Here is an 18,239-nt window from a genome sequence, read left to right as displayed (position 1 = left end):
GTGATGACCTTGTTGTCCAAGTTTTACAAGAATGCCGGTTCGCTTGTTGGCGTCATTCGTTTGATCCTATCGCAGCAAACAGCCACTTTGAGTGTTGAGAATTGATCAAGATAAGGATGGATTGTCGCGCTGCAGAAAAAGCCCCCTTGAGGAGCCTCATCTCTTCAGAATTCGACCATGCTCCAGATAGATCACTTGATTGCACTCCTTGGCAATTAGCTCCGCAGAGTGGGACGCAAGCACCAAAATGCCAGACTTGGCGACCATGCTGCGCATGCGCTCCTCGGCCTTGAGGCTGAACTCCGCATCGCCAACAGACAGCCATTCGTCCATCAGCAAAATGTCGGCATGCATGCTCGTGCAGATGGCGAACGCCAAGCGCATCATCATGCCGGTCGAATAGGTGCGAACCGGCATGTGGACGTATTCGCCCAAGCCGCTGAATTCGCACACTTCGGCGGTGATGCCGTCGATCTCCCTCCGGTTCATGCCCATGGTCAAGCCGCGGAGCATGATGTTTTCAATTCCGGTGGCATCGCGCTCTATACCCATTGACGGATCGATGAGGCTGGCAACGGTGCCGCGGCGTTCGTAGTTGCCAGACGTCGGATCGTAGACACCCGCAAGCAGCCGAAGCAGTGTCGACTTGCCTGCTCCGTTGTGGCCCAGAATTCCTAGCCGATCACCGGCCCTCAGCTCGAGATTAATCTCCGACAGCGCCTGCACGACGGTCACGCCGGTGTCGCGGCCCACGCGCCCTCCCGTCACAGAGGCCGCCAATGTTTTCTTGAACGATGTCGCGCTGGCACCGTAGATAGGGAAGCCGAGGCTGACGCTTTTTAGGGATATGTAGGCCATTGAACAGCTTGCAATCAGAGCCAGAAGGTAACGCGGCGCCGATAGCGCTTAAACAAAATGGACGCCAACACTATGTTCACGCACGTCCAGGCCAACATGCCCAGCCAACTGTGCTGATGGGCCACGCCGCCCATCAAAGGTGTGCGGAGCAAATCCAGCATCTGGGCCAATGGGTTCCAAAGCATGTAGCGTGCGCGGTCAGGCAAGCTCTCTGGCAACCAAAAAACGGGCGTCAAAAACATCAGCATTTGCATCACGCTGGTGACGATTTGTGCAATGTCGCGAAACCGAGTGCAGAGAATTCCCAAGGCGATGCCAACGCAGTGAGCATTGATAAGAAGCAACGCAAATGCGGGCACTACCAGAAGCGCCTGCCAAGACAAGGTCACACCCGCCCAAATTGCAACCGGAACATAAATGATGATGTGGTGAGCAAACTGGATCAGGCTGCGCGCAATAGTCCGCCATACAAACAGGCTGATCGGAAAGTAACCCTGCTTGAGGTAGTTGGCTGCGTTATTGAAGGCTTCGTTTGAATCTGCCACCGTGACCGAAAAGAGGGTCCAGAAAATGATGCCGAGCGCAAGGTGGGGAAAAAACTTCGACAGTTCTGTGCCGAAGAGTGTTGAATACAAGGGCCCCATGCCGCCGATCATGGCCGCCATGCTCAGTGTGAGCCACAACGGCCCCAGTGCCGAACGGCGATAGCGCAGCACGATGTCAAACCACGCCAGCGTCCACCAGATGTCGATGCGTCGAGTCCCCTCCCACCAATCCTTCCACGCGCTTTGCTGTAGGTTGGATTGAATTGGTTTTGACATGCGGAGGATGAGCTGGAAGCAGACTCCGGATTTTAGCCGGCACTCCCATGTCACCAAGCTCTGTGAGCCAATGGATAATCCAGCGGCCTCGCAGTAACGGCCGCGCTGCTGCGGCGTTGCATAACTCCAGTATGTTGGTTTCCCCCGCCCCCGCTCATCTAACCCATCCAAAATACCGTCCCGACATCGACGGTCTGCGTGCCGTCGCGGTGCTGTCCGTCGTGGGCTACCACGCGTTTCCCAAGTGGATCCGCGGTGGCTTCATCGGCGTCGACATCTTCTTCGTGATCTCGGGCTTCCTGATCTCCACGATCATTCTGGGCAGCCTCGCGGGCAAGGGCTTCAGCTACCGCGAGTTCTATGCGCGGCGCATCCGGCGCATCTTCCCGGCGTTGCTGCCGGTGATGGCGCTGACCTTTGCCTTCGGCTGGTACGTGTTGCTGGCGGACGAGTTCAGTCAGCTCGGCAAGCACGTCACCGCCAGCGCGGGCTTCGTGTCCAACCTGGTCTTGTGGGGCGAGGCGGGCTATTTCGACACCGCCGCCGAAGCGAAGCCGTTGCTGCACCTGTGGTCGCTCGCGGTCGAAGAGCAGTTCTACATTGTCTGGCCGCTGCTGCTGGGGCTGGCGTGGCGCTTCAAGGGCGCGCGCGGGCTCATGCTGTGGATGGGCGTGGCGACCGCCTTGTCGTTCTTGTTGAATGTGGCGGGCGTGCATCGGCATGCAGACGCGACCTTCTATTCGCCGCTCTCGCGCCTCTGGGAACTGGCGGCGGGCGGGCTGCTGGCGCACACCGCCATGCGGCGCACCGCAGAAGCCCGGCCGGTGCGTGGCGCGCAGCTGCGCAGCATTGGGGGCGTGGCGCTCATCGGGCTGGGGCTGGCCACCATCCAGCAGAGCAAGGCCTTCCCGGGCTGGTGGGCGATCCTGCCGGTGGTGGGCGCCTACCTGTGTATTTCCGCCGGCATGGGCGCATGGCTCAACCGCGTGGTGCTGGGGTCGCGGCCGTTCGTGTGGGTCGGCCTCATCAGTTACCCGCTGTACCTGTGGCACTGGCCGTTGCTGGCGTTTGCGCGCATCGTCGAGGGCGGCACGCCGCCACTCGCCGTGCGCATCGGTGCCGTGGCGGCGTCGTTTGCCTTGGCCTGGTTGACCTATCGTTTTATCGAGCGGCCGATCCGCCAGAGCGAGGGGCACGGCGCGGTGAAGGTGCTGGCAGTGAGCATGGTGGTGCTGGCGGTCGTGGGCGCCGTCGCGTTCTTCAAGCTTCTGCCGCCGCGCAACAGCGATCCGACCCTGCAGGCCATCGTGTCGGCCGGAAGCGATTGGGATTACCCTGGCGACATGCGCTCGATCGTGAGGGAGGGGCAGGACATCTACCGGCTCGGCCAGGGCAAGGAGCGCGTCCTGCTGCTCGGCGACAGCCATGTCGAGCAATACGCGCCGCGCGCGATGGCGCTTGCACGCACCGAGCCCGACCGGCTGAACGACCTCTTCTTCGCGACGCGGGGCGCCTGCCCGCCGATTCCCAATCTCGTGGAAGAACGCGACCCCGGTTGCGCGGAGCGCGTCGACATCATGCTGCGCTTTGCCCAAAGCCCGGAAATCGACACGGTGGTGCTCGGTGGCTGCTGGGCCTGCTATTTCGACGTGGGCCCGCAACCGCCACCACCGGATGCACCGCCGGTGGCCGACCACTACTATCTGCGCGAAGGCGGCGTGCGGCACATGCTGCGCGGTGGCGACGGCGTGGAGCGCGCCTACCAGGCGCTGGCCACGACGATCCGTTCGCTCAAGGCTGCGGGCAAGAAGGTTTACCTGATCCTCAATGTGCCGGTGGGTCCGGGCTTCGAGCCCAAGACGATGATCACCGGCAGCCGCCTGAAGACCATTTCTGCGACGCGTGCTGGCCCGACTGCCCCCCTGACGGCATCGCAGCAAGCGATTCATGACCGTCTGCAGCGCATCGCCCTGGACAACGGCGCCGTGGTGATCGACCCGATGGCGATGCTGTGCCAGCCTGCAGGGCAATGCACCCGAAGCGATGCGCAGGACGTGCCGATCTACAAGGACGCGTCGCATTTGCGTGCGACCTATGTCAGCCGCTTTGCCAGTTTCCTCGATGCCGCCATCGCGCAGCCCAAACCATGAAACGCCTTTCCCAGTTGTTTCGACTCGCAGGCAAGGCGTTGCGGCTCGGCCCCCAGTTGATGGGCCGTTTGCCGCAGGCATGGCGTGTGTACCGCAAGGCGGGCCGCAAGGGCGTGATGTGGGAACTGCGGCGCCGCGCGCGGCCGGGCAACGACTATCCCGCATGGGTGGCGGCAAATGACACCTTGAGCCCGACCCAGCGCAGCCGCCTCGTCGAGCGTGTCTCAACGATGGCTTCGACACCGCTCATCTCGGTCGTGATGCCGGCCTACAACCCCGACCCGGTGTGGCTGCGTGCGGCGATCGAATCGGTGCGTTCGCAGCTCTATCCGCACTGGGAGCTGTGCATCGCCGACGATGCTTCGCCGTCGCAGGCGGTGCGCGACATGCTGCGTCAGTACAGCGAAACCGATCCACGCATCAAGGTCGTCTTCCGGCCGAAGAACGGGCACATCTCTGCCGCGTCCAACAGCGCACTCGAAGTCGCGAGCGGCGCGTGGATCGCGCTGATGGACCACGACGATCTCCTGGCAGAACACGCGTTGTTGTGCATCGCCGACTGCATCGCCGCGCATCCCGACGTGCAGCTCATCTATTCCGACGAGGACAAGATCGACGAGCAGGGACGCCGGTCCGATCCGTACTTCAAGCCCGACTGGAACATCGATCTCTTCCGGTCGCAGAACATGTTCAGCCACCTCGGCGTGCTGTCGACCGCGCTGGTGCGCGCCGTCGGTGGTTTTCGCCTCGGCATGGAAGGTTCGCAAGACTGGGACCTGGTGCTGCGCTGCGTCGAGCGCATCCGGCCCGAGCAGGTGCAGCATGTGCCGCGCGTGCTCTACCACTGGCGTATTCATGCCGAAAGCACCGCGCGGTCCATGAACGCGAAGCCCTACGCGGCGGTGGCAGGCGAGCGGGCCCTGAATGAACACTACGGTCGGCTGGACGTGGCGGCACGCGCCGAATACGTCGGCTTCGGCTACCGCACGCATTACGAACTCCCTGCGCCGCCGCCGCTGGTGTCGATCATCATCCCGACGCGCAACGCGCTGAAGCTCATGCGGCAGTGCGTCGAGTCAATCGTGGCCAAGACGACCTATCCGAACTACGAAATCATCATCGTGGACAACGCGTCTGACGACGCTGCGGCGCTGGCGTATTTCGAAACGCTGGCCAAGCGACCCGATGTTCGCGTGATGCGCGATGCGCGCGACTTCAACTACTCCGCGCTCAACAACGCAGCCGTGGAAGCGGCCACCGGCGAGCTGATCGCGCTGGTCAACAACGACATCGAGGTCATGACGCCCGAGTGGCTGTCCGAAATGGTGGCGCTCGCCTGCCAGCCCGGCGTGGGCGCCGTCGGCGCGCGGCTGTGGTACCCCGACATGACGGTCCAGCATGCGGGGGTGCTGTTGGGTGTCGGTGGCCTTGCGGTGCATGCCAACAAGGGGCTGCCGAGGGGATTGAACGGCTATGCGGGCCGGGCTGCATTGGTGCAGTCGTTCTCTGCCGTCACGGCTGCCTGCCTGGTCATTCGCAAATCGATCTACCAGGAAGTCGGCGGCCTCGACGAAGTCCACCTCAAGGTCGCGTTCAACGACGTCGACCTGTGCCTGCGGGTGCGCGAAGCGGGTTACCGCAATGTGTGGACTCCCTATGCCGAACTGATCCACCATGAATCCGCGACGCGGGGTGACGACGTTGCGCCTGAAAAACGCGCCCGGTTCGAGCGGGAGACGGCGTATATGCATTCGCGATGGGCCGACCTGCTGCAGCGCGATCCTTCGTACAACCCGAACCTGACGGCGACCAGCGAAGACTTCAGCTACGCGTGTCCGCCGCGCGTCGAAGCGCTGTGAGCGTGCTAGACGTCTCCGTCGCCCTCTGCACGCGCAACGGCGCCCGCTACCTCGCCGCCCAGGTCGCCAGCGTGTGCGACCAGCAACCGGTACCGCGCGAAATCGTGCTGTCCGACGACGGCTCGACCGACAACGGCATGGCCATCGTCCGCGAGGCGCTGGCAAAGCGGGGTGCCGATGCGCCGACCTTGACCGTGCTGCAGAACGCACCACCGCTCGGCGTGACCCGCAACTTCGAGCAGGCGGCGACCGCGTGCCGAAGCGCGCTGATCGCCCTTTGCGACCAGGACGATGTGTGGCACGCAGGCCGGCTCGCCCGCATGGTGGCGCAGTTCGAGGCGCGTCCAGACCTGTTGCTGCTGCACTCCGATGCGCTCCTGGTCGATGGCGACCTGAAGCCGCTCGGATCGACCCTCTTCACCGCGCTTGAAATCAAGCCGGAAGAATTGGCGGCCATTGCGAACGGACGGGCCTTCGAGGCCCTGCAACGCCGCAACCTGGTGACCGGCGCCACCACCGTTTTCAGGCGATCCCTGCTGGCCGCGGCGCTGCCGTTCCCGCCCGAATGGGTCCACGACGAATGGCTGGCCGCGATCGCCAGCGCAACGGGGCGAATGGACGTGCTGCCCGAGCCGCTCATCGACTACCGCCAGCACGCCGCCAACCAGATCGGCGCGCGACGTCCGACGTTTAAGCAAAAGCTCGCGAAGGCATTGGCGCCCCGCGGCACCAAGCACGTGGAGCGATTGCGAAGGGCGGAGGTGCTGTTGCAGCGTCTGCAAGCGCTGGGCGCCGAGGTACCGGCGAAATATGTCGACGCACAACGCGCCAAGGTCGCGCACCAGCGCTTCCGGACCGAGCTGCCGCCCTCGCGCGCCGTGCGCTGGCTGCCCGTGTTGATCGCCGCCGCCCGAGGCCGCTATGCGCGCTTCGACCGCGGCTGGCAATCCGTGATGCAGGACCTGCTCGAGCGCGGCTAACTTTGCGTCGGCAGCTTGCGGTAGCGCCAGAACGTGGCCGACGCCCAGACCCGCAGGAGGCTCGAGAGATGCCAGTAGAGATGCCGCTTGCTGCGGTGGCTGGCGCGTCGCGCGTCGTGCAGCGCCAACAGGTCTTCCGCGACCTGCAGGTTCCAGCCCGCCAGCCTCAGGCGGGCACAGATATCGAAATCTTCCCCGTACATGAAAAAGCGCTCGTCGAACCCCTCGATGCCGCCATACGCCTTGCTGCGAAACAGCATGAAGAGCCCCGGAATCCAGGCCGGCACCGCCGGGCGCACATAGTCGTGGCGTTTGCGGGAGACGATCTCCAGCGGCGTGATGACCGCGCGATGCTGCTCGGGCGCCGCCTTGCCTGGCTCCAGGATGCGGGGCGTCAGCAGGCCGCTTCGGGCGGCGGCTTGGTCGCGCAACGGGCCGAGCACGTCGTTGTCGAAACGGATGTCGGGGTTCAACACCAGGAACCATGGCGTCTTGCAATGCCGGAACGCGCCGTTGTGGTTGGCACCGAAGCCCTTCGCCTCGCTGTTCACGATGCGCTCGACCGGAAATCGCCAGATGTCGCCGGCCAGTGCGTCCGCCTCCGGGATGTTGATCGTCAGCACGACTTTCTCCACGACCGCATGGCTGTATCGGTCGAGCTGTTCGAGCAACGGACGCACGAGCGCCAGCTGGCCGTGGCTCACGATGGAGACGGTGATCGGCTTGGGCTCGAAACTGGAATCGGAGGGGGGCATCGGCATGGTCTAATTTCTCGCGGGAATTCTAGGGTTCCCGCTACACACCCATGATTGCCCTGATCGTCATCAGTTTTCTCGTTTCCGCCTTCTCGGTGCAAATTTTCATGCGCCGGGCGCGGCGGCATGCGCGCCGCTACGGCGCCGACATGCCCCAGCGTTTTCACAAGGGCCACGTGCCGCGCCTCGGTGGTGCGGGCATCCTGCTCGGCATGGGCGTCGGCTGGCTGGCCGCCGGCGTGACCGGCACGGACCCGTTCAACGTCGCGTGGCCGATCAAGCTGTCGGCGCTGACGTTGCTGGCGATCGCGCCGGCCGTCCTCGCGGGCATTGCGGAGGACGTGACGCAAAGCGTGTCGGTGCGCTACCGGCTGGGCCTCACCGTGGGCTCGGCACTGCTGCTGTGCTGGTTGCTCGGGCTCGGCGTGTTCCGCACCGGCTTCCCGATCATCGATGGCGGGTTGCTCGCGATGCCCTATGCCGCGGTGCTGTTCGCGGTGCTCGGCATCGGCGGCCTGCCTCACGCGTTCAACATCATCGACGGCTACAACGGGCTGGCCGGAACGGTGGCGGTGCTGGTGTGCCTGGCCATCTCGCACGTCGCGCTGCAGGTCGGCGACCGCCAGCTCGCCGCGATGATGCTGTGCGTGGTGGGCGCCACGCTCGGCTTCCTGATCTGGAACTACCCGCGCGGCAAGATCTTCGCGGGCGACGGCGGGGCCTACGTTTGGGGCATGGTGATCGCCGTGGCCTGCGTGACGCTGGTGCAACGGCACCCGATCGTCTCGCCGTGGTTCCCGATGCTGCTGCTCATCTACCCGGTCTGGGAAACGCTGTTTTCGATCTACCGCAAGGTGGCGCGCGGGCAGTCGCCGGGCACGGCCGATGCGCTGCACTTTCACCAGCTGATCTTCCGGCGCATCGTGCGCGTGGCCTTCGCCGACGATGAAGCCCGGCAACTGCTCGCACGCAACAACCGCACCTCGCCGTATCTCTGGATCTTTGCCGCGCTGTCGGTGGTGCCGGCCGTTCTTTTCTGGAACAACACCCTCGTGCTGATGCTGTTCTGTCTTCTGTTCGTCACGACCTACGTGGTCGCCTACTTGATGATCGTGCGCTTCAAGGTGCCGCGCTGGCTGCGCCCTTGATGCCGGCGACACCCAAACGACCCTTTTCATTTTTCAGGAGCGCGACACCGCCATGACCGATCCCGTCCTCAACATCCCGCCGCGCGACAAGGCCGAGATCCTGGCCCAGGCGCTGCCGTACATCCGCAAGTTCCACGGCAAGACCATCGTCATCAAGTACGGCGGCAACGCCATGACCGACCCCGCGCTGCAGGCCGATTTCGCCGAAGACGTGGTGCTCTTGAAGCTCGTCGGCATGAACCCGGTGGTGGTGCACGGCGGCGGCCCGCAGATCGAAGCCGCGCTCAACCGGCTCGGCAAGAAGGGCGAGTTCGTCCAGGGCATGCGCGTGACCGACGAAGAGACGATGGAAGTCGTCGAATGGGTGCTGGCCGGACAGGTTCAGCAAGACATCGTCGGCCTCATCAACCAGGCCGGCGGCAAGGCCGTGGGCCTGACCGGGCGCGATGGCGGGCTGATCCGCGCGCAGAAGCTCAAGCTGGCCGACCGCACCGATCCCACCTTGCACCACGACGTGGGGCAGGTCGGCGACATTGTCGCCATCGACCCCAGCGTGGTGAAGGCGCTGCAGGACGACGCGTTCATCCCGGTCATCAGCCCGATCGGCTTCGGCGAGGACAACGAGAGCTACAACATCAACGCCGACGTGGTCGCCGGCAAGCTCGCCACGGTGCTCAAGGCCGAGAAGCTCATGCTGCTCACCAACACGCCGGGCGTGCTCGACAAGGCCGGGAACCTGCTCACCAATCTCAGTGCGCGCGAGATCGACGAACTCTTCGCCGACGGCACGATCTCCGGCGGCATGCTGCCGAAGATCGAGGGTGCGCTCGATGCGGCCAAGAGCGGGGTGAACGCGGTCCACATCATCGACGGCCGCGTGCCGCACGCGATGCTGCTCGAGATCCTCACCGACCAGGCGTACGGCACGATGATCCGCGCGCGCTGAACGCGTGCAAGGGAGGCCGCGGGCGCGGCCAGTTGGCTTGCGCTCACTGCGCTGTGCGAGAATCACATTTGTTTACATCTTTGCTCGCGCGCCCTCATGCCAAACGAAGAGACAGCTGCTGCCGGACCTGACCTCCAAAGCGACGCCACGCCTGCGCCCGTGCGCAAGCGCCCGAAGCCGGGCGAGCGCCGCGTCCAGATCCTGCAGGCGCTGGCCGCCATGCTCGAGCAGCCCGGCGCCGAGCGCGTGACCACGGCGGCGCTGGCCGCGCGGCTCGATGTGAGCGAGGCCGCGCTCTATCGGCACTTCGCCAGCAAGGCGCAGATGTTCGAAGGGCTGATCGACTTCATCGAACAGAGCATCTTTTCGCTGGTCAACCAAATCACCGAACGCGACGCGCCCGGCAAAGAACAGGCGGCCCGCGTCATTGCGATGCTGGTCCAGTTCGCGGAAAAAAACCCCGGCATGACGCGCGTCATGGTCGGCGATGCACTCGTCTACGAAAACGAGCGCCTGCAGCAACGCATGAACCAGTTCTTCGACAAGATCGAAGCCAGCCTGCGGCAAGCGCTGCGTGGCGCTGCCACGGTCGAAGGGTCGGCCACGCCCACGGTGGACGCGCAGGTGCGGGCATCGGCGCTCACGGCCTTTGCGGTCGGGCGCCTCCAGCGCTTTGCGCGCTCGGGCTTCCGGCGCCTGCCTTCAGAGCATCTGGACGCCAGCGTCGCCTTGATGCTTTGACGCGATTCGTGGCGTTCAGGCCGCGACGCTGACGCCGACCTTGCCGCCGGCGGCCACGATCTCTCCCCAGGTCGCGTCGTCCAGCCAGATGCCGTCGCGCTCGCGTGCGACGCGCGCGGCGCGTTCCGGCTCGCCGGCGATCTGCACATGGTCGAAACCGGCGCCCGGTGGGCTCTGTCGCAGCCAGTCGACGAAAGCGGTCGCTTCCGCCGCGAAGCTGGCTTCGGTGCCGAGCTTCGCGGGATCGATGAGGATGGTCAGCATGCCGTTCAACACGCTGCGTGCGGTGTCGGCGGGCCGGTGCCAGGTGCCGCCGCCGCTCAGCGCCCCGCCGAGCAGCTCGCACGCCATCGCCATGCCGTAGCCCTTGTGCTCGCCGAAGGTCATCAGCGCGCCGAACAAGCCATTGGCTTGCGGCACGACCACCACGCCGGGGTCGTTGGTGGGTGCACCTGTCTCGTCGATCAGGTAGCCGTCGGGCACCTGCTCGCCCTTGTTGTGTGCGACCCGCATCTTTCCTTGCGCGACGCGACTGGTCGCGAAGTCGAGCAGGAACGGTTCGGCGCCGGCCAGCGGGACGCCGATGCAGCACGGGTTGGTGCCGAAGCGCCCGTCGCCGCCGCCCCATGGCGCGACCACGGGCCGCGACAGCACGTTCACGAAGTGCATCGAGACCAGGCCTTCGGCCGTCGCCATCTCGGCGAAGTGCCCGATGCGGCCGAGGTGGTGCGCGTTCGACAAGGTCATGATGCAGCTCCCATGCTGTCGGGCGCGCGCGATGCCCAGGTCCATCGCCTCGACGCCGACGATCTGCCCGTAGCCCCGCTGGCCGTCGAGCGCGAGCATCGTGCCAATGTCGACGTTCGCCTTGACCGATGCATTCGGCGTGAGCCCGCCCTCGGCCACCGCATCGACATAGCGCGGCAGCATGCCGACCCCGTGCGAGTCGTGGCCGCTCAGGTTGGCCAGCACGAGGTTCTCAGCGACCTGGTTGGCCTCGGCCGACGAACTGCCGGCGGCCTCGAGGATAGCAGCACATTGCGAGCGCAGCAGCGCCGCCTGAAGAGTTCTGGACATGGAAAAAAGCTCCTGATTTACATCACCGCGCCGACTTGCCATGGCACGAATTCGTTCTGGCCATAGCCATGCTTCTCGCTCTTCGACTGCTCACCGGAAGCCGTCGCCAGCACCAGCTCGAAGATGCGCTGGCCCATCTCCTGGATCGACGCGGTGCCGTCCACGATCTCGCCGCAGTTGATGTCCATGTCCTCTTCCTGCCGCTGCCACAACGCCGAATTGGTCGCGAGCTTGAGCGAAGGCGAGGGCGCGCAGCCGTAAGCCGAGCCGCGTCCCGTGGTGAAGCAGATCACGTTGGCGCCACCCGCCACCTGGCCGGTCGCGCTCACCGGGTCGTAGCCCGGCGTGTCCATGTAGACGAAGCCGTGCGCCGTCACCGGCTCTGCGTATTCGTACACCGCTTCGAGGTTGCTGGTGCCGCCCTTGGCGACCGCGCCCAGCGACTTCTCGAGGATGGTGGTCAGTCCGCCCGCCTTGTTGCCGGGCGAGGGATTGTTGTTCATCTCGCCCTGGTTGATCTCGGTGTAGCGCTCCCACCATTCGATGCGTTTCACCAGCTTCTCGCCCACTTCGCGCTTCACGGCGCGGCGCGTCAGCAGGTGCTCGGCGCCGTACACCTCGGGTGTTTCGCTGAGGATGGCGGTGCCGCCATGGGCGACCAGCAGATCGACCGCCGCACCGAGCGCCGGGTTCGCGCTGATGCCCGAATAGCCGTCCGAGCCGCCGCATTGCAGTCCGATCGTGATGTGCGCCGCGCTGCAGGGCTCGCGCGTCACCGCGTTGGCACGCGGCAGCATCTCGTTGATCAGCGCGATACCCTTCTCCACCGTCTTGCGCGTGCCGCCGGTGTCCTGGATGTTGAAGGTGCGGAAGTTCTCGCCTTCGGCCAGGTGCCCGGTCGCGAGCCAGGCGTTGATCTGGTTGGCCTCGCAGCCCAGCCCGACCACCAGCACGCCGGCGAAGTTGGGGTGCGTCGCGTAGCCGGTGAGCGTGCGTTCGAGGATCTGCATGCCCATGCCCTGCGTGTCCATGCCGCAGCCGGTGCCGTGCGTCAACGCGACGATGCCGTCGACGTTCGGAAAATCCGCGAGCGCGCCCGGGTTCGTCTTGCGCGAAAAGTGATCGGCGATGGCCCGTGCGGCCGTGGCCGAGCAGTTCACGCTGGTCAGCACGCCGATGTAGTTGCGCGTGGCCACGCGACCGTCGGCGCGCCGGATGCCCATGAAGGTCGCCTCGCGTTTCGCGGGCGCCGGCTTCACGTCGGCGCCGTGGGCGTAGTCGCGCTCGAAGTGGCCCTTGTCGGGCCCCATGTCGAGGTTTTGCGTGTGCACGTGCTCGCCCGGTGCAATGGGGCGGCTCGCGAAGCCGATGATCTGGTTGTAGCGGCGCACCGGCTCGCCCGTTGCGATGGCGCGCATCGCAACCTTGTGGCCGGCCGGGATCAGACCGCGCACCGCCACGCCTTCGACGCTGACGCCGCCCACGAGCTGTGCGCGCGCGATCACCACATCGTCGGCTGGATGAAGACGGATAAAAGGATTCATCGTGGTTCTTGTTGGAGGGATTAGAAGAACATGCGCGGCAGCCACAAAACCAGCGATGGCATGTAGGTGATCACCACCAGCGCGACCAGCAAGGGCACCAGCCACGGCAGGATCGCCATCGTCGTGCGCTCGAAGCTCAGGCCGGCGACGCGCGCGAGCACGAACAGCACCATGCCCATCGGCGGATGCAACAGCCCGATCATCAGGTTGAGGACCATCACCAGACCGAAATGGATCGGATCGACGCCGAGTTGCGTGGCGATGGGCAGCAGGATCGGCACCAGGATCGTGATGGCCGCCGTCGGCTCGAGGAAGCAGCCGACGAACAGCATCAACAGGTTGGCCAGCAGCAGGAACACCCAGGCCTCCTTGGTGAAGCCCAGTACCCAGGCCGCGATGTCGGTGGTGACCCCGGTGGCTGTCAGCATCCAGCCGAAGATCGAAGCGGCCGCCACGATGAACAGCACGGTCGAGGTGGTTTCGATGGTGTCGAGGCAGACCTTGACGAACATCTTCCAGGACAGCGTTTTGTACCAGGCGAAACCGAGGATCAGCGCCCACACGCAGGCCGCGATGGCGCCCTCGGTGGGGGTGAACAGACCGGTGGTCATGCCGCCGATGAGCAGCACCGGCGTCATGATCGGCAGCAGTGCCTCGAACTTGAAGAGCTTGTCGAGCACGAACAACGAAGCCAGCCCTGCGAACACCGTGAGCTGCGGCGGCGTGCCGAGCTTGGCGACCAGCAACCAGATCAGCAGCGGCCATCCGACGACCACCGCCAGTTCGCTCAGTGCCTTGAAGAGGCGCGTGCTGGAGAACTTGGTATCGGCGCCCCATTTGTTCTTGTGCGCGAAGTAGGCGACCGTGATCATCATCAGGATGGCCAGCATCACGCCCGGCAGGATGCCCGCCAGGAACAGCGCGCCGACCGACACGTTGGCCATCATTCCGTAGATCACGAACGGCAGGCTCGGCGGAATGATCGGGCCGAGCGTGGCCGACGCCGCTGTCACGCCCACGGCGAACTCGGTCGAGTAGCCGTGCTCTTTCATGGCCTTGATCTCGATCGTGCCGAGACCGGCGGCGTCGGCGATGGCGGTGCCGCTCATGCCCGCGAAGATCACCGAGCCGAGCACGTTCACATGGCCGAGCCCGCCCTTCATCCAGCCCACCAGCGCCAGTGCGAAGTTGTAGATCCGCGTGGTGATGCCGGCGTTGTTCATCAGGTTGCCGGCCAGGATGAAGAAGGGAACGGCCAGCAGCGGAAAGCTGTCGATGCCGCTGACCATCCGGTGAATCACCACGAACGGCGGCAGCGTGCTGTCGGACAGCAGGATGTAGGCCAGCGACGCGCCGGCCATCGCGATCGCGACCGGCACGCCACCCGACATGAAAAGCAGAAAGAAGATTTTCAACATGGAGTGGTCTCAGTGGTCCGACATCGCGGACTCGGGGCGTTCGAGCACGCTGTAGCCGCGCCGCCAGTGGATACGCGCCACCTGCATCGACCGGAAGGCCATCGCGGCAAAGCCAAAGAGGCAAACGCCGTACACGATGTTCATGGGCGCATCGACGATCGTCATGCGCGTGTTGTCGCCGATCTTGCGCATCATCTGCACCGTCATCACGCACGCTCCGACGAAGAATCCGATGCGCACCACGTCGACAGCACGCGACAGCCAGCGACCGACCGTCACTGGCATGTGACGGTAGAAAAAGTCGACCTGGATCTGGTTGTTTTTCGCGACGCCGATCGTGGCGCCGACGAACACCACCCCGATCAGCATGTAGCGCGCCACTTCTTCTGTCCACGAGGCCGAGTCGTTCATCACATAGCGCGTGACGAACTGGTAGAAAACGGTGAGCGCCAACAGCCAGAAAAGCGCGAGCGCGATCCATCCCTCGGCGATGGTGTCCGACAGATCGACCACTTCGTCTTGGGCGTGAAAGTGCCCGTCGTCATCGATGATTTTTTGGTGTTCAGTCACAGCCGAGGCATCACTTGATCGCGAGGATGCGGTCGTAGTCCTGCTGGCGGTAACCGTGATCCGTCGGCTTGGTGTTCTTGAGCACTGCTTCGCGGAATGCGTTCTTGTCGACCACGATCACGTTGTTGCCACGCTTCTTGAACTCCTCGGCGAGGCGCACTTCGGAGGCGATGATGTCGCGGCCGGTCTTCTCGGCGGCTTCCTGCATCACGTCGGTGAACATCTTCTTGTCTTCGGCGCTGAGCTTGGCCCAGAGCTGGCCCGATACCACCGTGAGCAGCGAGTCGACGATGTGGCCGGTGAGCGAGATGTTCTTCTGTACCTCGAAGAACTTCTTGGCTTCGATCGTCGGAAGCGGATTCTCCTGCGCATCGACCGTATTGTTCTGCAGCGCCAGGTACACCTCGGCGAAAGCGATCGGCGTGGCGTTGGCGCCCAGCGCCTTCGGGAAGGCAAGGTAGGCCGGCGCGTCGGGCACGCGGATCTTCAGGCCCTTCATGTCTTCGGGCTTGGTCACCGGGCGCGCTGCGCTCGAGGTGACGTGGCGCGCGCCGTAGTAGGTGAGGGCGGTGATGTGGTTGCCGGTCTTGTCGTCGTAGCCTTTGGCAAGTTCGTTGAACACGTCGCTCTTCGCGTACTTCAGCTGGTGTTCGGCGTCGCGAAAGATGAACGGGAAGTAAGTGATGGCGAGCGGCTGGTAGCTGCGCCCCGCGAAGCTCGCGCCGGTGAGCACCATGTCGACGGTGCCGAGCGTCAGGCCCTGGTTGATGTCGGCTTCCTTGCCGAGGCTCGACGCCGGGAACACCTGGATGTCGTACTTGCCGTTGCTGCGCTTCTTGATCTCTTCGGCCGCCCACACGGAGTACTTGTGGAACGGTTCCGACGTCTCGTAGACGTGCGCCCACTTGAGTTTCGTCTGTGCGTTGGCGATCCCGAAAGTGCCCACTGTGCCGGCGGCAATGGCGCAGACGGCAAGGGTCTTGAGGGCGAGTCGTTTCGTGGTCTTCATCGGTTTGTCTCCGTGGGTGGTTTGAATGGAAGTCGCTGGCGTGTCAGGTCGCTTTGGCGCGGCGCCAGCTCGCGCTGAATCTCTGGTGTGATTTGTCCATGTGCTCGTGCATGGCGACACGCGCGGCGTCCGGGTCGCGCGCCACGATGGCGCTGCGGATCGCGATGTGCTCGGCGATCGCGCGGCGCCACGACACCACGGTCTCGAAGTAGCCGCCCAGCCGGGTGAAGAGCGGGCCGTTGCGCGAGTCCCAGAAGCTTTCGACGGTTTCGACGAGCACGGCGTTGCCGCTCGCTTCGACGATGGCCAGGTGGAACGCGCGGTCGCCCTCGAGCGGCATCACGTTGCGATCGGCCAGCGCCTGCATGGTGTCGATGGCCTGCTGCATCGCGTCGAAATCGCGTCGCTTGCCGTGCGCCGCGGCGAGCGCTGCGGTCTCGCCCTCGACCACGCGGCGTGCGCGGATCAGTTCGAGCGGGCCCCACTCGGTGACGTCGATCGCGGTCGCGTTGCGGGCGCCGCGTTCGAGCACGTAAACGCCCGATCCCGTGCGCACCTCGACCCAGCCTTCGACTTCGAGCGCGATCAGCGCCTCGCGCACCGAGGGCCGGCTCACGCCCAACTGCTTGGCCAGGTCGCGCTCTGCCGGCAGGCGCGCGCCGGTCTCGAACTCGCCCTGCTGGATGAGGGCGCGCAACTGGTCGGCAATCTGGCGGTAGAGGCGCCTGGGCGCGATGGACTGGAGGGGCACGGTGAAAAGGTGGCGCTAGGGGTTGTCCAGAATTGGACAAGTGGTCAGGCCAATTCAGAATACGATTCGCGCCGCGGCACAGCCATCGGGCGAAACCCCAATCAACAGGAGACAGCATGAGACTCAAGGGCAAAACCGTGCTCGTGACGGCGGCCGGACAGGGCATCGGGCATGCCAGCGTGCTTGCCATGGCGGCCGAAGGCGCGCAGGTCTGGGCGACCGATGTGAACGAAAAATTGCTCGCGCGTTTTGACGGCGTGGCCAACGTGCAGACCGCAAAACTCGACGTGCTCGACAAGTCGGCGATCACCGCGCTGTTCGCCAGGCTGCCGACGCTCGATGTGCTCTTCAACTGCGCGGGCGTGGTGCACAACGGCAGCGCGCTCGACGCCACCGACGCCGACCTCGACTTCGCTTTCAACCTCAACGTTCGTGCGCAGTTCTGGACGGTGCAGGCCGTGCTGCCCGGCATGCTGGCCGCAGGCCGCGGCAGCATCATCAACATGGCAAGCGTGTGTTCGAGCATGAAGGGCCTGCCCAACCGCTGCGTGTACGGCACCACCAAGGCGGCGGTGCTCGGTCTCACCAAGAGCGTGGCGGCCGACTACGTCACCCAAGGCATTCGCTGCAATGCGGTGTGCCCCGGAACCGTCGACACGCCGTCGCTCGGCGAGCGCATCAACGCCAACGAAGATCCTGATGCCGCCCGCAAGGCCTTCATCGCGCGCCAGCCGATGGGCCGGCTCGCAGGCGCCGAAGAAATCGCGCCCGTGGTGGTGTTCCTGGCGAGCGACGAGTCGGTCTTCGCGACCGGTCAGGCGTTCACGGTCGACGGCGGGATCATGATATGAACCAGCTCGACTTCAAGGGTCGCCACGCGGTCGTCACGGGCGGCGCCACCGGCCTCGGCTATGGCATCGCCCAGCGTTTGATTGCATCGGGCGGCACGGTGACCGTGTGGGACCGCGACGAGGCCGCGGCGCGCAAGGCGGCAGAGGCGTTGGCCCACGGTACCTCGGCCGTCATGGTCGATGTGTCGGACCACGCATCGGTCACGAACGCCGTCGCCGAAACGCTCACGCTCGCGGGAAAGATCGACGCGCTGGTCAATAGCGCCGGCATCACAGGCCCCAACACGAAGGTGTGGGACTACCCGGTTGACGCCTGGCGACAGGTGATGGACGTCAACCTTACCGGCGTCTTCATCTGCTGCCGTGAAGTGGCGGCACAGATGCGCACGCAGGGCTACGGTCGCATCGTCAACATCGCGTCGGTCGCCGGCAAGGACGGTAACCCGAACGCCAGCGCTTACAGCGCGAGCAAGGCCGGCGTGATCGCGCTGACCAAGTCGCTCGGCAAGGAACTGGCCGACACCAACGTGCGTGTGAACTGCGTGACCCCCGCGGCGGTGAAGACCGCGATCTTCGACCAGATGACGCCGGAACACATCGCCTTCATGCTCTCGAAAATCCCGATGGCGCGGTTCGGCACCGTCGAAGAAGTCGCCGCGATGGTCGGCTGGCTTTGCACCGAAGATTGCTCGTTCTCCACCGGCGCCACGTTCGACCTCTCGGGCGGCCGCTCCACTTATTGATCTCACTGAAAGGCAAAC

17 protein-coding genes are annotated in these 18,239 nt (G+C 64.9%); 8 read left to right on the top strand and 9 right to left on the bottom strand.

The features are described 5' to 3' along the window. Positions 1–156: 156 nt before the first annotated feature. Both AX767_RS07425 and AX767_RS07420 read right to left on the bottom strand, forming a co-directional pair. Positions 157–858 carry an ABC transporter ATP-binding protein gene (locus tag AX767_RS07425; RefSeq protein WP_068630030.1) on the bottom strand — a complete coding sequence of 234 codons (702 nt, stop codon included), beginning with the start codon at positions 856–858 and terminating at the stop codon, positions 157–159. A gap of 14 nt (positions 859–872) precedes the next feature. Next, the gene (locus AX767_RS07420) at positions 873–1,679 is read right to left on the bottom strand and encodes an ABC transporter permease (RefSeq protein ID WP_068630028.1); all 807 of its coding nucleotides are present in this window, start codon (positions 1,677–1,679) and stop codon (positions 873–875) included. A 131-nt stretch (positions 1,680–1,810) separates the two neighbouring features. On the opposite strand from AX767_RS07420, the gene AX767_RS07415 reads away from it, so the two are divergent. From AX767_RS07415 to AX767_RS07405, 3 genes are read left to right on the top strand one after another with little or no spacing between them, the layout of a single operon-like run. After that, positions 1,811–3,829: an acyltransferase family protein gene (locus AX767_RS07415; RefSeq protein WP_068630026.1), complete on the top strand. Its 2,019-nt coding sequence runs from the start codon at positions 1,811–1,813 to the stop codon at positions 3,827–3,829. Then, positions 3,826–5,688 carry a glycosyltransferase family 2 protein gene (locus tag AX767_RS07410; RefSeq protein ID WP_068630024.1) on the top strand — a complete coding sequence of 621 codons (1,863 nt, stop codon included), beginning with the start codon at positions 3,826–3,828 and terminating at the stop codon, positions 5,686–5,688. Before AX767_RS07415 ends, AX767_RS07410 begins: the two co-directional genes overlap by 4 nt. 2 nt (positions 5,689–5,690) lie before the next feature. Next, complete coding sequence (locus AX767_RS07405; protein ID WP_237288592.1) at positions 5,691–6,668, top strand: glycosyltransferase; 978 nt, start codon at positions 5,691–5,693, stop codon at positions 6,666–6,668. On the opposite strand, the gene AX767_RS07400 is transcribed toward AX767_RS07405, so the two are convergent. Beyond that, entirely contained in the window at positions 6,665–7,429 is a 765-nt protein-coding gene (locus AX767_RS07400) for a glycosyltransferase (protein WP_068630020.1), read from the bottom strand. The two genes, AX767_RS07405 and AX767_RS07400, sit on opposite strands and share 4 nt — an antisense overlap. Before the next feature lie 44 nt (positions 7,430–7,473). Between AX767_RS07400 and AX767_RS07395 the strand changes: the two genes are divergently transcribed. The 3 genes from AX767_RS07395 (at position 7,474) to slmA (ending at position 10,258) form a co-directional block, all read left to right on the top strand. Next, on the top strand, positions 7,474–8,571 hold the full coding sequence (locus tag AX767_RS07395) for a glycosyltransferase family 4 protein (protein WP_068630018.1): 1,098 nt from the start codon (positions 7,474–7,476) through the stop codon (positions 8,569–8,571). A 52-nt stretch (positions 8,572–8,623) separates the two neighbouring features. Continuing rightward, positions 8,624–9,517, top strand: coding sequence for an acetylglutamate kinase (gene argB, locus AX767_RS07390; RefSeq protein ID WP_068630016.1), 894 nt, complete (start codon positions 8,624–8,626; stop codon positions 9,515–9,517). Between the two features lie 96 nt (positions 9,518–9,613). Beyond that, the gene (gene slmA / locus AX767_RS07385; protein WP_068630015.1) at positions 9,614–10,258 is read left to right on the top strand and encodes a nucleoid occlusion factor SlmA; all 645 of its coding nucleotides are present in this window, start codon (positions 9,614–9,616) and stop codon (positions 10,256–10,258) included. Positions 10,259–10,273: 15 nt separating this feature from the next. On the opposite strand, the gene AX767_RS07380 is transcribed toward slmA, so the two are convergent. Genes AX767_RS07380 through AX767_RS07355 form a run of 6 tightly spaced genes read right to left on the bottom strand, consistent with a single transcriptional unit; the run spans position 10,274 to position 16,627 of the window. Continuing rightward, complete coding sequence (locus tag AX767_RS07380; protein WP_068630013.1) at positions 10,274–11,335, bottom strand: malate/lactate/ureidoglycolate dehydrogenase; 1,062 nt, start codon at positions 11,333–11,335, stop codon at positions 10,274–10,276. A 17-nt stretch (positions 11,336–11,352) separates the two neighbouring features. Next, on the bottom strand, positions 11,353–12,879 hold the full coding sequence (locus tag AX767_RS07375) for a UxaA family hydrolase (RefSeq protein ID WP_068630012.1): 1,527 nt from the start codon (positions 12,877–12,879) through the stop codon (positions 11,353–11,355). Between the two features lie 20 nt (positions 12,880–12,899). After that, complete coding sequence (locus AX767_RS07370) at positions 12,900–14,297, bottom strand: TRAP transporter large permease (protein ID WP_068630010.1); 1,398 nt, start codon at positions 14,295–14,297, stop codon at positions 12,900–12,902. A 9-nt stretch (positions 14,298–14,306) separates the two neighbouring features. Further along, positions 14,307–14,867, bottom strand: a complete 561-nt coding sequence (locus tag AX767_RS07365; protein WP_068630008.1) for a TRAP transporter small permease — start codon at positions 14,865–14,867, stop codon at positions 14,307–14,309. Between the two features lie 10 nt (positions 14,868–14,877). After that, positions 14,878–15,876, bottom strand: coding sequence for a sialic acid TRAP transporter substrate-binding protein SiaP (locus tag AX767_RS07360; protein ID WP_068630006.1), 999 nt, complete (start codon positions 15,874–15,876; stop codon positions 14,878–14,880). 43 nt (positions 15,877–15,919) lie between these two features. After that, positions 15,920–16,627, bottom strand: coding sequence for a FadR/GntR family transcriptional regulator (locus AX767_RS07355; protein ID WP_068630004.1), 708 nt, complete (start codon positions 16,625–16,627; stop codon positions 15,920–15,922). Between the two features lie 116 nt (positions 16,628–16,743). On the opposite strand from AX767_RS07355, the gene AX767_RS07350 reads away from it, so the two are divergent. Together AX767_RS07350 and AX767_RS07345 are read left to right on the top strand one after the other, a co-directional pair. Then, positions 16,744–17,478, top strand: a complete 735-nt coding sequence (locus AX767_RS07350) for an SDR family oxidoreductase (protein WP_068630003.1) — start codon at positions 16,744–16,746, stop codon at positions 17,476–17,478. Continuing rightward, entirely contained in the window at positions 17,475–18,221 is a 747-nt protein-coding gene (locus AX767_RS07345; RefSeq protein ID WP_068630002.1) for an SDR family NAD(P)-dependent oxidoreductase, read from the top strand. Before AX767_RS07350 ends, AX767_RS07345 begins: the two co-directional genes overlap by 4 nt. Positions 18,222–18,239: the final 18 nt, after the last annotated feature.

Source organism: Variovorax sp. PAMC 28711 (assembly GCF_001577265.1).
In the GTDB taxonomy this organism is placed as follows: domain Bacteria; phylum Pseudomonadota; class Gammaproteobacteria; order Burkholderiales; family Burkholderiaceae_C; genus Variovorax.
Note: the sequence above shows the minus strand (reverse complement) of the source record. Positions and strands in the feature narration are given on the sequence as shown.

Excerpts from the sequence above, each read along its gene's own strand:
- AX767_RS07425 (WP_068630030.1), bottom strand. The coding sequence starts at position 858 with ATGGCCTACATATCCCTAAAAAGCGTCAGCCTCGGCTTCCCTATCTAC.
- AX767_RS07420 (WP_068630028.1), bottom strand. The coding sequence starts at position 1,679 with ATGTCAAAACCAATTCAATCCAACCTACAGCAAAGCGCGTGGAAGGAT.
- AX767_RS07415 (WP_068630026.1), top strand. The coding sequence starts at position 1,811 with ATGTTGGTTTCCCCCGCCCCCGCTCATCTAACCCATCCAAAATACCGT.
- AX767_RS07410 (WP_068630024.1), top strand. The coding sequence starts at position 3,826 with ATGAAACGCCTTTCCCAGTTGTTTCGACTCGCAGGCAAGGCGTTGCGG.
- AX767_RS07400 (WP_068630020.1), bottom strand. The coding sequence starts at position 7,429 with ATGCCGATGCCCCCCTCCGATTCCAGTTTCGAGCCCAAGCCGATCACC.
- AX767_RS07395 (WP_068630018.1), top strand. The coding sequence starts at position 7,474 with ATGATTGCCCTGATCGTCATCAGTTTTCTCGTTTCCGCCTTCTCGGTG.
- argB (WP_068630016.1), top strand. The coding sequence starts at position 8,624 with ATGACCGATCCCGTCCTCAACATCCCGCCGCGCGACAAGGCCGAGATC.
- slmA (WP_068630015.1), top strand. The coding sequence starts at position 9,614 with ATGCCAAACGAAGAGACAGCTGCTGCCGGACCTGACCTCCAAAGCGAC.
- AX767_RS07380 (WP_068630013.1), bottom strand. The coding sequence starts at position 11,335 with ATGTCCAGAACTCTTCAGGCGGCGCTGCTGCGCTCGCAATGTGCTGCT.
- AX767_RS07375 (WP_068630012.1), bottom strand. The coding sequence starts at position 12,879 with ATGAATCCTTTTATCCGTCTTCATCCAGCCGACGATGTGGTGATCGCG.
- AX767_RS07370 (WP_068630010.1), bottom strand. The coding sequence starts at position 14,297 with ATGTTGAAAATCTTCTTTCTGCTTTTCATGTCGGGTGGCGTGCCGGTC.
- AX767_RS07360 (WP_068630006.1), bottom strand. The coding sequence starts at position 15,876 with ATGAAGACCACGAAACGACTCGCCCTCAAGACCCTTGCCGTCTGCGCC.
- AX767_RS07350 (WP_068630003.1), top strand. The coding sequence starts at position 16,744 with ATGAGACTCAAGGGCAAAACCGTGCTCGTGACGGCGGCCGGACAGGGC.
- AX767_RS07345 (WP_068630002.1), top strand. The coding sequence starts at position 17,475 with ATGAACCAGCTCGACTTCAAGGGTCGCCACGCGGTCGTCACGGGCGGC.